The following is a 16,179-nucleotide window of genomic DNA, read 5'->3' on the forward strand; positions in this document are numbered from 1 at the left end:
CGATGGAGTGATATAAATTTATATTGTATACATTCATGATACGAGTCCTCATCGCGGATGACCATAATGTTTTTGTTGAAGGCATTGAGTCGCTTATTTCAGGGTCACCCGACATTGAAGTGACTGCGCGCTGCTACACGGTAAAGTCGGTCATTGAGCGGTTAAGCCAGACGGCGATCGATGTCGTGTTACTTGATATTTCGTTTCCTAACATTGAAGACGGGCTTGGGCTTTGTGAGTATATAGGCCGCACGTTTCCGGAAACGAAAGTGGTAGCATTGACCATGCACGACGATGCGAGTCTCATTAAGCGGATCGTGAAAAAAGGCGCGAAAGGTTATTTGTTAAAGAATACTACAAAAATAGAGTTGCTTCAAGCTATCCAGGCGGTTCACAACGACAAGCAATATTTCAACGAATCAATTACGCAAATTCTGCTGAACGATAGCCCAAAGACCAGAAGGTCAACGGCCGGTAATGGCGTGAAACCGCACCTCAGTCCGCGCGAATCGGAAGTGCTGACCCGCATTGCGCAAGGATTGACCACGCAGCAAATGGCCACTCAGTTGTTTGTGAGCGCCAAAGCAATCGAATTTCACCGAAGCAGTCTGCTGATGAAGTTCGGCGTTCCCAACACAGCCCTGTTGATCAAGACGGCTATGGAGATGCAAATGATCGATTAGTTTTATTTTGGCAAAACAAGCGATGCTCATGAGATTTTGTTCTCCCCGGTCTGGTTGGCGGATCATTCTGCTCTTCCTGGTTTTCCTGAATGGCGGGTTTCAATCTGTGCAGGCAGAATCTGACACAACGTCCGTTGACAGCTTGAAAAAACAGATCAATCTGTTGGTTCAGGATAAGCATTACAGTCAGGCTGCAAAGGCTTATGATTCTTTGGGCAAGATTTACCACCGGCAGTACGGGTACAACAAGTACACGATGGATTCTTATTTAAGCAGCTTGAAATATTACAGTCTGATGGGCGATTCACTGGGGTATTTCAATCAGTATCTGGTGATTGGAGACTACTATTCGCAGGACTATTTTATGCATGCCTACGCCGAAAAATATCTCAAAAAAGCCCAGCAATATTTCAAGCGAACCCAAAACATGCCGAAAGTCATCGAGGCTCGATTGGGTTTGGACAATATCGCCCAACATATAGAACCCACGCCGCCCGGTTTGAAAACGCACCTGCGCGAAACGGAACGACTTAGCGTAAAGTACCAACGACCTTATTCTCAGGCTTATGCGCTTAGTTTGCTGGCCAATACCTATTCCAGGGACAAGCAGCCCGATTCTGCATATTATTTTGCCAGCCGAAGTTTGATCATATCTAATCAATTAAAAGTTAACTGGTTAATTGCATTAAATCACTTTTACCTGGGCCTGGTTGAGCAGTTTAGAAATAATAGTATGGCTGCTATTGAAGAATATCAGAAGAGCTACAACTTATCGAAGGCGGAAAATAGTCTGGGCATGATGCGGGAATTGTCACGGCATACAGCAGACAGTTATTCGCGCATGGGCGACTATAATAAGGCATATGACTGGTCACAAAAAACGCTAGATTATACGGTTCAATTTTACGCATCCGAGCAAACAAAAAGTATTCGTTTGCAGGAACTGGATAGTCAGATCAAGACGCTGGCAGTTGAAAAGCAACTCGTTGAAGAACAAAGTCGCAACCAGCATGTTTTAAACTCGGCGCTTTTCATTGGTCTGATCATCAGCGTTATAGGTGTGTTCACACTTGTGTATTTAAGACGTCAGCAAACATTGATCGATCATCAGCACACCGTCATCGCCCAGCAACAAATCCGGCAATTAGAGCTAAAATCGCTTCGGGCCATGATCGAAGGTCAGGAAGGCGAACGGAGTCGGATCGCCCGCGATCTGCATGATGGTCTGGGAATTCAATTGTCACGAATTAAACTGTTCATTGAAGCACATCAGGAAGAATTGCCTTCAACCGTCAAAGAACCCTTGAACCAGTTTCTGGATGAAGCCTGCGCCGAAACCCGGCTGATCTCAAACGATCTGCGCCCGTATGCGCTGTCGACATTCGGCCTCGTTCCGGCGCTGGAAGATCTGGTGCAAAAACTGAATCTCGTTAATCAAACAAACCTTATTTTAGACCATTATGGCGAAATGCCGCCTTTGAGCGACGAAGCTGCCGTGATGATTTACCGGGTCGTGCAAGAGTTGCTCAATAACGCGCTGAAACATGCACACGCCCAGGTGGTTACGGTCCAGCTGATGGTCAATGAAGAAACAACGCTGATAAGTGTCGATGACGATGGCCTGGGGGCTGATTTTGACAATCTGCTATCAACCGGAAGTGGCATGGCCAACATTAAGTCCCGCATTGCTTACCTCGGCGGGCACGTCATGTGGCAAAGCGAAGCCGGCAAAGGAACATCCGTGATGATTTCGTTGCCAATCGCAATCCGGCCGTTTTCTCACTAAGGCGATGCTTCTTATCAATGCGCCGCGACCATAGTCCGGAAAGATTATTTTTGAGTTGCTCAGGTTTGCCGATTCCGCTGTAAGGATCTTCACCAAGCTCTTCGAAAATGCGCTCGATGCGTTTTACGAGTGACTTGCCGCCGGATTTATGTAAAAATGAAAGGTCTTTTTTTGCTCTGTCGGAGAAGGTTACAGAATATCTGCCCATATGTTTTTAAGGTCGCGAATGGAAGTCACTCTTCCAGCCTTCACGTCCTCAATACCTTCTTTAATGGCATTTAACACTTGCGGGTCAGAAAAAAAGACATCAGTTTCAGTACTTTCATCAATTGGCGTGAGTAAAACTGACTTCTTATTCTTTCCCCGGTGAATGATCACCCGTTCTTTCTCGGCAAGATCCAGATAATCTTTTTGCTTCCCCCGAAACTCCCTGGCTGTTATGATTCTCATGGGTGTACGAATTTGTGTACACGAAGATAAGGAGGATTTGTAAAAAGAAAGCAGATTTGTTTAATGATCGAAATAAGTGAATATTGAAACTGCGAAAACTGATTTTGAATGACTATGCAAACAAGAGAAGATATTTTACGAAAAATAGAATCGGTCACAAATGCTGAATCCAGCAAATGGAAAGAGCGAGCAGCCCGCAAAGCCGAAAATCCGAAGGCACTTGAAAAATCAAGGATTATCGCGATTAATATCCTTGCCCAATTGCGGAAACTTGGAATGAGTCAAAAGGATTTGGCGGAGAAATTGCAAGTGACGCCTCAAACTGTGAATTCCTGGGTGAAAGGGAATAGCAATTTTACGATTGAGACGATTGTAAGGATTGAGGAGGTTTTGGGGGTGGAGTTGATTGGGGTTAGTGTAAGTTAAGTAGGTATAAACTTAATGAACATCGATCGACTGTCGGTTTTTTTAAGCAGTAAATTCAAGCCATTATTTTCCAATAGCTAGTTATGAGCTATGCAGTCTTCCCTACATTTAAAGAAATTTTTCCTGATTTAGAAGCGCCGTCATTGGATGACATTCTTAGATCGACGCCCTCGATCGCTCTATTAAGGGTTGCGGCCTATTTGAATTCACAAGTGCATATTTCTCAATTTGACACTGAAAGCCAGGAAAAGATTTTCAAGCGATGGATCAAAGTATTTGATATTGCAACTACAAAAAAAATATGGCTAAACTATATCATTTTCAAGAGTCGCATTGAAGAAAATGGCTTTCGCGTCTCAATATTTACGTCAATAACTCTTTTGCCGCTTATGCAGCGTATACTTCATACCTATAATGAACTACCAATGCCAGTCGAAGCATCAAAGGAAGCGGAAATGGCATTTTTACAGGCATTATTGGTTAACAGTTCACAAACTGGTAGGTATATTAGAGAGGGCTCTTTGAAAAACAAGAATGATTTATTCAAAATGGCGCTTCTTGGTCAGGCGAAGCAGTATGAATTTGTCGAGAGGAAAGATATATTCTCTTTGATTTTAATTTCAAATGCTTTGTTTGAGCATCTAAATAGCGATGTTGTAACTAAACCGCATCTAACGGATTTCTTGCAGCAAAAGAATTTGGACTCTTACCAGGCGTATTTGCGCGGGGTAGCTGAAATCTATTTGCAAGAGGCAGGAAAGACGTTTTTCTTTCAGTTAGGAGATCAGAATAGTTATTTAAGATCACTATTCAATGAGATGTCTTTACCCATCTCTGAACTCCCATCCTCTATTTCAAAGTTTCGTCAGAATGATGAAGATTTTAAGTTATTCAGAAAGTACCCAATAGTTAGGTCTTCTGATGATCAATATTACATTTTACATCATAACTTCTTTATTGATAAGTTGTATCAAAGCGTAGTATTTGAAATTTATCGGGAAACATCATTGAAAAATGTCTTTAAAAAGTTTGACTCTTTTTTACAATGGTTAGGTAATTTCGCCGAAGAACAGCTTTTTTACGGATTTGTTCATGGCTGCTTTCGATCAGGGAAGTATGTAATATCCGTTGAGGGAAATAAGCACAGTAATATAGAGTATTCCGATTTCTATCTTCGAATTGGCAATGCAGTCTTCCTATTTGAGTTTAAAAATTCGATCATTAAGGCGGAGATTAAACATTCATATGATTATGAAGCCGTCAAATCGGAAATTGAGGAAAAGCTAGTAGTAAGTTCAGATGGGAAGCCAAAAGGTGTAACACAATTAATAAATGTAATTAAGAAGTTACTTGGTGGGCCTTTTTTCTTCGATGACTATATCGCAAAAAAGATTGGGCGCTTACAAATTTACCCGATAATTGTACATACAGATGATTTCTTTAACATTGATGGAGTCGAAAAAATTATTGATGATGAATTTCGTGCGCAAATGACAAAAATGAATGTATCTCGTCATAATGTCAAACCAATCGTATTAATGCATCTCAACGATCTAATCGAATTACAACTTTCTTCAACATCCGATAGTAGCCATTTTCGTATGGTTTTAGATACGTACTTAAAACGTCGAATGAAGTTTAGGAGAAAGCAATCGCGCAATATGCATGAAGACTTAAAACTCTATCGATGTTTCAGGAATGTCATCAGCGACTTGTTTCCCGAGAACAATTCCGCGATTGTGGATAAACTAGTCCGGGCGCTGGATATTCAAGAATCGAACAGTTCTTTGTAGGTCCCATTAGTGTCGCTTTTTATTAGTTTTAAGATTCAGCCTATCTAGTTCTCCCAATCAACCTCTCCAACCGACCCCACATCTCATCCCTCTCATTTAACATCCGCTCATTCAAATAATTGATAAAATCAAACAATCCTTGAATTCTGAGGTATCATAATTTTCAATGTTTAAGCCGGCTGCATTACCTTCGGCTGCCATATCACCCTAATTTTAGATGCATCTACGCGCTTCCTAGCCTGTGCAAGATCATAATTTTTCTGTACGGATAACCAAAACTCGGCATCCGTGTTAGGAAATGCCGCGCCTAAACGGATTGCCATTTCTGGCGACACGGCAGATTTCCCATTGATAATTGCAGACAGCGTTTTACGAGTTGTCCCCAATACTGCGGTAACCTGCTCAACTGTAAGTTTTTGCCCTGTTTCCTGATAAATCCCGTCAAGGGTTTCTCGAATAAGTTCGCCTGCATGGGCTGGATCAAACAAAATCATAGTGTTTCCTGTTTAACGGCAATCTATATATCCAACGTCTGCTTCATTCTTTCCCTATTGCATGTATTTAATTGCTAGCCGTAGAGCGGCTTCCTGTTTGTAGAACAACGATTTTGGTTTTATTGCAAAGGCCCTAGCAGGGCCTCCTAATGATCGCGAATGCACAGGAGGCCCCGCTGGGGCCTAGTATTTGTGATCCATTGATTTTTCTATAAACAGGTTGCTCCTCCGGAGCTAAGGTTTGCCGTTTTCACCTCCCCCCAATCAACCGCTCCAACCTCTCCATCATCTCATCCTTCTCCCTCAACATCCGCTCATACAAAGCAATCTTCTCATCATGAAGCTGCATGATTTTATCAATAGGATTTGAGTGAACAGGTCCGTAATTCGTAGAATTACCAAATGGGCTGTCATTAAAAGTATTTGATATAATATTCACTGCCTTCTCCTCATCAAAATTCCGAATCGCCTCAGCAGGGATTTTCAGAATTGCTGAAACCTGCTCCAAAATATCAGCATCAATCTTTTCCTTCTGTTCTAGCAATGAGATTTTCTGCTGGTTCCATTCTTCGCCGAGCTCAAACGCAAGGAAATCTTGTTTTATCCCGAGCATTTCTCGAAATCTTTTTAGGTTACGGCCTTCGTGAATCTTTGGATTGGAGGTAGTATGTGTCATACAGAGACGGTTTTTGTTAAAAAGGCAATTTATATAAATCCTTCGGGAAGTTCAGGTATATTTTACAGGCCAGGGAATGTAAGTTACCGGTTGCAGATTGTTGGGTATGTTTTTCAGGATTGCATGCTGCTATGCATTGGTGCTGCTCTCAGCACAGTTGAACTGACTCCAAGGGAAAACCCTAAGTTTTAAAAAAGTAGGGTTTCCCTTATTCTATGTCCATGTTGATTCGTCCTATTTTTGCTGGATAAAATTCTATTTATCCTGCGGGATCTTCATGTACATTAATTTTTAAAATGATCCGAATATCAATCGCTTTAACTGTCCTCTTTTTTGCCTCAAATGCTGTAACCCGGGCCCAAAAACTGATAGACCCGAAAGCAACAAAAGAGACGGCTGCATTATACCAGAACATGCACAAGCTAGCCAAAAAGCACATACTTTTTGGACATCAGGATGCAACCGATTATGGACACGGCTGGCGTGACGAAGCGGGAAGATCGGACGTGAAATCGGTGGTTGGCGCGCATCCGGCAGTCATTGGTGTGGACATTGCGCCGCTGACAGGCAGACCAGCGGAATCTATAAAAAAGAGTGAAGAGCGTTTAAGAAAACTCGTCACGGACACTTACGCCCGTGGTGGGATTACAACCATCTCCTGGCATTTTTCCAATCCGGTTTCGGGCGGTGGCTTTTACTGGAAAGATTCTGTTTCGTTGCCGGCGGTGAAATATATTGTTCCGGGAGGCAAAAACCATGAGGATTATAAACTCATTTTGCAGGGTTTGGCTGGCTGGTTCAAAAGTTTGAAAGGTGCGAACGGAGAAGATATTCCGCTTATTTTCAGGCCTTATCATGAGTTTGACGGCGATTGGTTCTGGTGGGGCAAGTCACATTGCACGCCGGACGAGTTCAAGTCGTTGTGGCAATTCACGGCGGGCTATCTGCGGGATAGTCTGGATGTTCATAACCTGATTTACGCCTTTTCTCCTGACAATAAATTCAACACTGTCGCAGAGTTCACCGAGCGTTATCCTGGCAATGAATGGGTGGATATGGTTGGCATGGACAACTACGGCGATATGGGCCGGGATGGCAAGTACAATCTGGATCAGGCGATTAAAAAAATCAAAATCGTCAACGACTTTGCACTGCAAAACAAAAAACTTGCAGCATTCACCGAGACCGGTCTTGAATCCATCGTGAATCCGGTTTGGTATACCGATGTGCTGCTTAAAGTGCTTCAAAAGAACAAGTTGAACCTTGCTTACGTGCTTGTTTGGCGCAATGATACCAAAAGCTCCACCCATTATTACGCGCCATTTCCCGGGCATCCGGCCGCACTGGATTTCAAGAAGTTTTACGACGATGAATACACGCTGTTTGAAGGCGATTTGAAGCAGATTTACAGCCGATAGCGCATTCAATTTGCCGCCGGATGCGGTGGCGTTAAACGAATTATACCTTTAAAACCAAACCATGTAAAAGTATGAAACATGCTTTACTAAGTCGACGCGCCTGTGCCGCGGCTGTTACCCGCCTGGTGCCAGTGCTTAATCAGGTGAAGATCAGAAGAATGAAGAAATTGGCAGCCTGTGTTGTTGTAATGTCCTTAATGAAAGCAAATTATGACGTATATGCAACCAGCGTTCGAAAGTTCCATATTGAAAATAGCACGGAAAATCAGCTGCCGGTGATTGAAGTGAGTGGCAAGGTGGTAGATGACAGAGGCGAGCCGCTGCCGGGCGTCAGCATTGTGATCAAAGGGACGACGCAGGGAACAACCACAGGCGCAGACGGCAAGTACGCGCTGGCGGTTCCGGGAAACAACTCGGTGCTGATCTTCTCATTTGTAGGGTATTTGTCCAAAGAAATAGTTGTAGGCACGCAAAGCACCATTAATGTAACGCTTCCCGTGGATACAAAGGCATTGGAAGAAGTGGTTGTAGTCGGTTACGGTGAAATGAAACGTGCCGATCTGACCACAGCGCAGACCTCAATTTCTTCCAAGGATATTGAAAAAACGGTTAACACAACCATTGAACAGGCTATCCAGGGTCGGTCTGCGGGTGTGTATGTGACGCAAAACTCAGGGCAACCGGGCGGTGGTATTTCGGTGAATATCCGGGGCGTTAACTCGATCAGCGGGAGTAATGAGCCTTTATATGTAGTCGATGGTGTGCAGATTCCGGGCCAGTCGGCTTCCTACGGATCGCAGAGTTCTTCCAATCCACTTGCTGGTTTGAACCCTGCTGACATTGAGTCTATTGAAGTTTTGCAAGGTCCTTCGGCGACTGCGATTTATGGTTCAAGAGCGACCAATGGTGTTTTGATCGTCACTACTAAAAGAGGAAAGTCCGGAGATACCAAAATCTCTTACGGATATCAATATAGTTTGCAGACGCCCCCGTCGCCGTTGAAAGTAATGAACATGCAGCAATACGCGCAGATGGTGGGTGAATACCATGCCATTGCGGGCGGTGATACGCCGGGCGAATTTCTAGACCCTTCTCTGCTTGGCCCTGGTACGGACTGGCAAAAAGAGCTTTTCAAAAGCGCACCCATGAACAAGCACCAGCTAAGCCTGAGCGGTGGAAATGACAAGACAACCTATTATCTGTCAGGCGAATATCTGAAACAGGATGGTGTTGCATTAGGCTCGGGTTTTAACCGATATGGATTCAGGCTGAACCTTGATAACAAACCCAGAAAATGGGCGACGATTGGAGCCAATCTGAGCTTTAACCAGACAAATGATAACCTCACCACCAGCCAGGAAAATGTCATTGCCAGTGCATTACAGCTAACTCCGCAAGTTCCGGTTAGAAACCTAGACGGTTCATGGGGCGGAGGCGATGAGAACAATGGCGCCAACCAGTTTGCGCCCGTTAACCCGATCGCGATTGCCAGCCTGACCACCAATAAGCTCGTAAGAAGGCAATTCCTGGGCGGATTGAACCTGGGCATCGAAATCATGAAAGGCCTGAACTTCCGCTCATCTTTTAACACAAACCTGGGCTTTTCTAACTCAACCTATTACATTCCAACCTATGCCATTGGCTGGGCAAGAAACGTAACTGCTTCACTGACAAACGGAACGGGCGTTAACACGTATTACAACTGGAACCAGCTTCTGGAATATAACAAGCAGCTCGGCAAGCACAGTATCAATGTGATGGTAACGCACGAGGCACAGGCTTCGGCCTATAAAAATGTGGGCGGAACCCGGACGGGATTTTTGACCAATGACATTCTCGATTTGGCAGCCGGTGATGCATTGACATCCAGCAACTCAGGCGGCTCGGGCGAATGGGCCATGGAATCGTACCTGGGAAGGTTGAACTACAATTACGCCGATCGCTACATTGTGATGGCAACAGTAAGGCGAGACGGTTCGGCCAATTTTGGTAAAGAAAATAAATGGGGCTTTTTCCCGTCGGTGTCCGCAGCCTGGCGCGTTTCGCAGGAGTCTTTCTTTAATATACCCGCTATCAGCGACCTGAAACTGCGTTTCGAAACGGGCGTGACGGGAAACCAGGGCGGGGGAGGCATTTACTCGCCGATGGGCACGGGCGCAACGCCAACTTCCACGGGTTTCCTGCCCACCAAATACAGCAACCAGGGTTTGAAATGGGAAGAAACCAAAACCAACAACTTCGGTATCAACGTGGCATTGTTTGACAACCGGATTCAGTTTGAGGTGGATTATTATATCAAAGACACCGATAACCTGCTGATGGAGAAGCCGCTTCCCTGGTATATGGGAACCAATGGAGAGGGAGCCGTAAGCCCTCCGACGGTGAATATCGGTGCGCTGCAAAATAAGGGTTATGGCTTCACCATCAACACGATCAACATCAATAAAGGCGGCTTCAAATGGGAAAGCAGCCTGAATATTTCCAGTTTCAAAACCAAGATCAAATCGTTTTACTCCGAAAGTGCATTCGTGGACCGCACGTCCTGGTGGATGCAGGATTGGACACAACGTTCCGAAGTGGGAGAAGCGCCGTGGCTGTTCCGCGGTTATATGGAAGAAGGCTTATTCCAAAATGTCGCTGAGATCGACGGCAGCGCAGTTCCTGTTGACAACAACGGAGATAGATTGCCTACCAATATCGATAACATTTGGGTAGGCGATGTGAAGTTTAAAGACATCAATGGTGACGGAAAAATCAATGAATTGGACCTCACCAACATTGGTAACCCATGGCCGAAAATGTTTGCCGGTTTTACCAACACATTCTCATACAAAGGTTTTGACCTGAGTTTGTTGTTCACCAGCACTTACGGAAACGACATTTACAATTACCTGGGCAAGCTTAATACCAACGCGAGCAACATTAACCTGAGCCGCAACCTGCTCGTACATGCCATGGATTATGCCAAACCGATCACCAATGAAGCGGGCGACGTGGTGCTGGCCAATCCCGGAACAGATGTAGCACGTATTTCCAACGGTCCCAACGGGAACTTCAACCGGCATACCGACAAATGGGTGGAAGACGGCTCTTTTATCCGCCTCAAAAACGTATCGTTGAGCTACAATGTGCCTGCCGCTTTTATGTCAAAACAGAAAGTGATCCGGGGCGCAAGACTTTCCGTTGGCGCGCAGAATGTGCTCACATTCACCAAATACACCGGGTTTGATCCTGAGGTAGGAGCCTACGTATCACGGGATGCAAGTCCTGGAAACCAGGCGATCGGCTTGGATTATGGCCGTTATCCTTTGACTCCGGTTTACACTTTTAGCCTTGGCCTGGACTTCTAAAAACGAATCAAATGAAAATTTTAAACAATATTCTTTATCTCGGCAGCTTCTTCGGTTCGCTGCTTGCGGTGACTTCCTGCTCAGAAGATTTTCTGGAAAGACCTCCTGTTGACGCCATTGTGGATGCAGGTTTTTACCAAACAGACGATCAGGTCCTGGCCTCGACGGCATTGCTTTATAGCAAGGTGTGGTTTGATTATAATGACAAAGCGTCCTATAATCTGGGCGATTTCAGGGCTGGAACAGCGTTTTCTGCCTATAATGATCGCGGTAATGTGCTTTTTAACACCACTGGAAACACGCCTGAGAATGGTTCTGCCTGGCGCTCGTTCTTTATCGTGGTGGGTCAGTCCAATCTGGCGATCAGTAACATTAATCAATACGCGGGAGAAGCGGTTTCGCCGGCGATCAAGAAAATGGCAATTGCTGAGGCGCGGTTTATGCGCGCCGTGGCTTACCGGTCCCTTGTGATGAATTGGGGCGCTGTGCCGATCATTGAAAATAACCTGGAACTGCTCTCGGATACGACCGTTTCAAGAAACACGCCTGAAAGCGTCTGGAAGTTTCTCACAAGCGAAATGCGTCAGGTGGCCGAGGATCTTCCTGCTACACCCATTCGCCCGGGCCGCATTACCCGGTGGTCGGCAGAAGGAATGCTGGCGCGTTTTTACCTGACGCGTGCAGGTGTGGAGTCGGCAGGATCGGGAACCAGAAACCAGGCTTTTTTGGATAGTGCCAAATATTATTCTGAAAGGGTGATTACGCAAAGCGGCTTGTCGCTGCTCAAAAACTATGGCGACCTTTTCCTGTTCCCATATGACAACAATTCCGAATCGCTTTTTTCACTGCAATGGGTTTATTCACCTGGCGCTTATGGTACGCAAAATTCGACACCGGCTTACCTGGCATTTAGTCCGGATATTGCAAACGGTGATGGCTGGGGCGGAGACAAAAGTGCCACCTGGTGGATGCTGGGCCAATATGAAGGTATAAAGCAGACCGCCACGGGTATGCAGGGACGCACCGTGGACCAGCGGCTGAAAGCGACATTCATGCTTCCGGGCGCATCTTATCCAGAGATCACGCAGACGATCCCGGGTGGTGAGCAGAAACTGATCGTTCCCAATCCGGGAGGCGACAACAATTTTGTTTCCATCAAAAAATACGTGACCGGAAAGGCCAAGGACGTCGGCGGCTTATCGGCTTCGCAGAACTATGGACATGATACATATATGATGCGTTTGGCTGAAATGTATCTGGTTCATGCAGAAGCGGTCTTGGGAAACAATGCATCGACGAACGATCCCACCGCACTGAAATATTACAATGCGATACATACGCGTGCTGGGTTGCCGGTTTTCGCGGGGCCTTTAACATTCGACATCATTTTCAAGGAACGACTGGTGGAATTTGCCATGGAAGGAATGGCCTGGTATGACCTGGTAAGCCTGCATTACTACAATCCCACGAAAGCCTATGCCATCCTGAACAGTCAGGACAGGGGATTGTTCGCGACGGCACCAGACGTTTTTCCAAACCCTACATCGTGGACATTTACCAAAACGGCCTGGTCGACGACCGAGCGCACGATCAATGCGAACAGCGGAAATTTCCTGCTGCCAATCCCGTCCGCAGAGTTGAGCCAGGCGCCCAATCTGCAAAAACCCGCTGTTGATTATTACAGCAAATAATTTTTCGGATTTATAAAAATCGACATTCAAATGAAAAACAAATATAGATCGGCCGTGTTGTTTGCCTTGCTGGCATTCATGGCTGCATTTCAGATTTCTTGTAAGGAAGATGACCTCGACAACAACGGTGAACCTTCCATTACTTACGTTCGCGTAACCAACCCGGCCTCTTCGGATTCGTTGCTGGTAGGCGCTCTTCAGAGCAATCTGATCGCAATAGTAGGGGAGAACTTGCAGGACGTTACCGAAATATGGTTTAATGATCAGAAGGCGGTTTTGACACCCACCTACATTACGAGCAAGAGCATTCTGGTGAGTGTTCCGGCCATGGTGCCGAAGGAAATCAGCAACAAGATGCGGATGATTTTCTCAAACGGCCGGACGCTCAACCACGATTTCGAAGTGCAGATCAGCGAACCCGAACTGACGGGAATGAACTGTGAATACGTGGCAACGGGTGGCATAGCGACCATTAACGGAAACTATTTTTACCCGCCGCTTACGGTCACATTTGCAGGAGGTGCAACGGGTGAGCTGGTTTCGGTAACCGACCAGATCATTCAGGTGCGCGTGCCTCAGGGCGCGCTGCCAGGGCAGGTGACGGTAAAAACTGCTTTTGGAGAAACAAAATCGGATTTCTGGTTCAGGGATAACCGCAACATCTTTTTGAGTAATGATCCTTTTACGGGTTGGTGGAACCAGGCATATGTGGTCACAAAGCCAGGCGCAGGCGATCCGGTGGCGATTAACGGGAATTACATTCGGGTAAAAGAAGTGGTCAGTGGCTGGCAGTGGAAGGAAGTTGCCGGAGGACCGCCCGACGCGATGGGGCCGATCAGCAAAAACATTCCCGATGAAGCGATCCTGCGACCAGCGGATTACAACCTGAAATTTGAGGTCAATACTTTAAAACCTTACAATAATAATTTGCTCAAAATCAATGTGGGGCTGGCAAAAGACTTTATCACAGACGCTTACCAGTGGGCACCGCCTTACGATACGAAGGGCGAATGGAGAACGGTTACAATTCCTTTTAACGAAATAGCAGCCAGCTATGAAAATTTGGGCGTAAAAATGGCTGTGAATCCAAACGGTTATTACACCCGGCTGCTTTTCCATGGCGGCGGAGACCTGGATGCCGATATATCCATGGACAATTTCAGGGTAGTGCCAAAAATTCTCAAAAAGTAACATTCAAAGACATTCAGGATGAAAAAAATATATAATCTGCGGTTGTTGACCGCAGCGGTTTTTCTAATGCTGGCGGGGTTGCTGATAGCCTGCAAAGAAGATGAAGTGGCCACAAGCAGCGAAGTGCAATTGCTAAGTTTCGGGCCATCGGGCGTGAGCCTGGGGGATACGATCAGTTTTATTGGTAAAAATCTGGATAAGGTGACTTCCATTGAACTGACAGGAGCCAGCGTTCCGGCATCTGCATTTGTAAAACAAACACCTGATCGCATTGTCCTGACCGTTCCAAACGAAACCTCGGAAGGGCTTGTAACCCTGAAAACGACAGCCGGGGACATTGTTTCCAAAACCATACTGAGCCTGGAAGTGCCCGTAGAAATTACCAAAATCCCGACGCAGGCCAAACCCGGAGATAAGATCACGATTTCAGGAAAATACCTGAATTGGGTGAAGGGAGTGACATTTGCGCAGGATACGACGGTGACAGCATTTGTAAGCCAAACCATGACGGAGTTGGTCGTGACGGTTCCTTTTGGCGCGCAAACCGGCCCGATCATTTTCTCCGCCGGAGGCACCGAACCGCTTTCCATTGAATCGGAAACAGAACTGGTAATCACATTGCCAGCAATAAAAAGCTTCGCGCCTGCGGTTGCTGAACGTGAAAAAAACCTGACCATTACGGGCACCAATCTGGATTTGACAATGGGCGTGCTATTTACCGGTTTGACAGAGCCTGTGACCGCGTTCGTCAGCAAAGCACCTGGTCAGTTGGTTGTGAAAATTCCCAAGGCAGCAACGAAGGGGAAAATTAGTTTAATCGCTTATTCGGGCCTGCCGGTGGAATCGAAAGATTCACTAAAATTCGTTGGCGAGAAGTAAGCTTTGCTATTCCTAACCCTTTAAATTATTATGAAAAAAATCTATCTAAGCATTGCGCTTTTTGCTGCATTCAACAGCACAATAGCGCAGCAAAAATCGCCCGCGCCGCAAACATTAAACTACAAAGCGGAACTCCAAGCCACCGGTACGAGCGAAGACAAAACAAAACGCATTGACTCGCTGCTGCAAAGTTTTATTGATCAGAAAAAGGCGAGTAGCATTGTAGGTTTTGTCGCCAAAGGTGGGAATGTGGTTTACAACAAAGCATTTGGCTATAAAGATGTTGAAAACAAGGTTCCGGCCGCTGTGGACGATTACTATATCCTGTTTTCTCAAACCAAAGCAGTGACGACCGTCGCTTTTATGACGCTGGTGGAAAAGGGATTGGTTTCGGTTGATGATCCGGTTTCAAAATATTTCCCAGAGATATCCGATAAAGTGGCGACAGCCATTAAAGAAGATGGGACATTTGAGACAAGGCCGGTGAAAACGCCGATGACATTTGCGCACCTGATGTCGCACTCTTCGGGAATCAGCGCCGGGCTGGTAGGAAAGGCTCGTCGCGCCGAAATGGAGAAGAAAAATGCCGCTGCAACCTCAGGAGCCACACCACCGGCAGGACCTGGACAGCGGACAGGCGGCGCTGGCAATTCGAAATATCTCAAAGATGAAATGATCGCGCTTGCAAAATATCCATTGGGTTTTGATCCGGGCAGTGAGTGGAGTTACCATATCAGCACCAATATGCTGGCTTATATGGTGGAGCTCATTTCGGGCAAAAGCCTGCGTGAATATGTTAAATCAACGGTTTTGGATCCATTGGGGATGACCGAAACAGACTGGTATTATGAGCCCTCGAAAATGAGCCGGTTCGTGAAGGCTTACAGTGATATTGATGGCAAATTGGTGCCGGAATCCAACAAGTATAGTGAGACCACGATCAGCCCGGTACAAACTTATGCCGAGGGCGCTATTGGTTTGAACGGACCTATCGGCGACTATGCCAAATTCTGCCAAATGCTGCTCAACAAAGGCGAGTACAATGGCAAGCGCATTCTCAAACCCGAGACTATTGAGCTGATGACTAAAGTAAACCGCTTGCCTGAGGTGAATTCTGGCGGAAAAGGCTTTCAGTTCGGGCTTGGATTCGAGCTCTATAATGCAGAAAAAAAACCGGTTCCGGAAGTTTCCAACACCGCATTTGCCTGGGGTGGATTGTACGGGACGGATTACATTATCGATCCGGAAAACAATATGATCGTGCTCTTTTACCTGAACATGCCGAAGCACGAGCCTATGTATAAACCATTTTTGAGCAAAGCTTATCAGCTCTTCAAGTAAT

14 protein-coding genes are annotated in these 16,179 nt (G+C 45.9%); 10 read left to right on the forward strand and 4 right to left on the reverse strand.

Annotated elements, in window-relative coordinates:
• Nucleotides 1-35: 35 nt before the first annotated feature.
• Both NFI80_RS02400 and NFI80_RS02405 read left to right on the forward strand, forming a co-directional pair.
• Nucleotides 36-683 (forward strand): response regulator transcription factor, encoded by a 648-nt coding sequence (locus tag NFI80_RS02400; protein WP_235165040.1) that lies wholly within the window; start codon nt 36-38, stop codon nt 681-683.
• A gap of 28 nt (nt 684-711) precedes the next feature.
• On the forward strand, nt 712-2,469 hold the full coding sequence (locus NFI80_RS02405; RefSeq protein WP_235165039.1) for a sensor histidine kinase: 1,758 nt from the start codon (nt 712-714) through the stop codon (nt 2,467-2,469).
• Here the strand turns inward: NFI80_RS02405 and NFI80_RS02410 are convergent.
• On the reverse strand, nt 2,390-2,677 hold the full coding sequence (locus NFI80_RS02410) for a Txe/YoeB family addiction module toxin (RefSeq protein WP_235165038.1): 288 nt from the start codon (nt 2,675-2,677) through the stop codon (nt 2,390-2,392). The genes NFI80_RS02405 and NFI80_RS02410 overlap by 80 nt on opposite strands.
• Nucleotides 2,659-2,919, reverse strand: a complete 261-nt coding sequence (locus tag NFI80_RS02415) for a type II toxin-antitoxin system Phd/YefM family antitoxin (RefSeq protein WP_026632176.1) — start codon at nt 2,917-2,919, stop codon at nt 2,659-2,661. The genes NFI80_RS02410 and NFI80_RS02415 overlap by 19 nt, the downstream gene beginning before the upstream one ends.
• A 114-nt stretch (nt 2,920-3,033) precedes the next feature.
• Between NFI80_RS02415 and NFI80_RS02420 the strand changes: the two genes are divergently transcribed.
• Together NFI80_RS02420 and NFI80_RS02425 are read left to right on the forward strand one after the other, a co-directional pair.
• Nucleotides 3,034-3,345: a helix-turn-helix transcriptional regulator gene (locus NFI80_RS02420; protein ID WP_235165037.1), complete on the forward strand. Its 312-nt coding sequence runs from the start codon at nt 3,034-3,036 to the stop codon at nt 3,343-3,345.
• Between the two features lie 83 nt (nt 3,346-3,428).
• Complete coding sequence (locus NFI80_RS02425) at nt 3,429-5,138, forward strand: hypothetical protein (RefSeq protein WP_235165036.1); 1,710 nt, start codon at nt 3,429-3,431, stop codon at nt 5,136-5,138.
• Between the two features lie 170 nt (nt 5,139-5,308).
• On the opposite strand, the gene NFI80_RS02430 is transcribed toward NFI80_RS02425, so the two are convergent.
• Together NFI80_RS02430 and NFI80_RS02435 are read right to left on the reverse strand one after the other, a co-directional pair.
• The gene (locus NFI80_RS02430; protein ID WP_235165035.1) at nt 5,309-5,632 is read right to left on the reverse strand and encodes a HigA family addiction module antitoxin; all 324 of its coding nucleotides are present in this window, start codon (nt 5,630-5,632) and stop codon (nt 5,309-5,311) included.
• A 250-nt stretch (nt 5,633-5,882) separates the two neighbouring features.
• A complete protein-coding gene (locus tag NFI80_RS02435) occupies nt 5,883-6,308 on the reverse strand; it encodes a helix-turn-helix domain-containing protein (RefSeq protein ID WP_235165034.1) in 426 nt (141 codons plus the stop codon).
• Nucleotides 6,309-6,604: 296 nt separating this feature from the next.
• On the opposite strand from NFI80_RS02435, the gene NFI80_RS02440 reads away from it, so the two are divergent.
• The 6 genes from NFI80_RS02440 to NFI80_RS02465 all read left to right on the forward strand — a co-directional run bounded on the left by NFI80_RS02440 (nt 6,605) and on the right by NFI80_RS02465 (nt 16,178).
• Complete coding sequence (locus tag NFI80_RS02440) at nt 6,605-7,726, forward strand: glycoside hydrolase family 26 protein (protein ID WP_235165033.1); 1,122 nt, start codon at nt 6,605-6,607, stop codon at nt 7,724-7,726.
• A 71-nt stretch (nt 7,727-7,797) separates the two neighbouring features.
• The gene (locus NFI80_RS02445; RefSeq protein ID WP_235165032.1) at nt 7,798-11,076 is read left to right on the forward strand and encodes a SusC/RagA family TonB-linked outer membrane protein; all 3,279 of its coding nucleotides are present in this window, start codon (nt 7,798-7,800) and stop codon (nt 11,074-11,076) included.
• A gap of 11 nt (nt 11,077-11,087) precedes the next feature.
• On the forward strand, nt 11,088-12,767 hold the full coding sequence (locus NFI80_RS02450) for a RagB/SusD family nutrient uptake outer membrane protein (RefSeq protein WP_235165031.1): 1,680 nt from the start codon (nt 11,088-11,090) through the stop codon (nt 12,765-12,767).
• A gap of 30 nt (nt 12,768-12,797) precedes the next feature.
• Nucleotides 12,798-13,958 (forward strand): glycan-binding surface protein, encoded by a 1,161-nt coding sequence (locus NFI80_RS02455; protein WP_235165030.1) that lies wholly within the window; start codon nt 12,798-12,800, stop codon nt 13,956-13,958.
• A gap of 18 nt (nt 13,959-13,976) precedes the next feature.
• Nucleotides 13,977-14,837, forward strand: coding sequence for a hypothetical protein (locus tag NFI80_RS02460; RefSeq protein ID WP_235165029.1), 861 nt, complete (start codon nt 13,977-13,979; stop codon nt 14,835-14,837).
• 30 nt (nt 14,838-14,867) lie between these two features.
• The gene (locus NFI80_RS02465; RefSeq protein ID WP_235165028.1) at nt 14,868-16,178 is read left to right on the forward strand and encodes a serine hydrolase domain-containing protein; all 1,311 of its coding nucleotides are present in this window, start codon (nt 14,868-14,870) and stop codon (nt 16,176-16,178) included.
• The last annotated feature ends 1 nt before the right edge of the window (nt 16,179 follow it).

The sequence above is a fragment of the Dyadobacter chenhuakuii genome, from assembly GCF_023821985.2.
Classification (GTDB): Bacteria; Bacteroidota; Bacteroidia; order Cytophagales; family Spirosomataceae; genus Dyadobacter; species Dyadobacter chenhuakuii.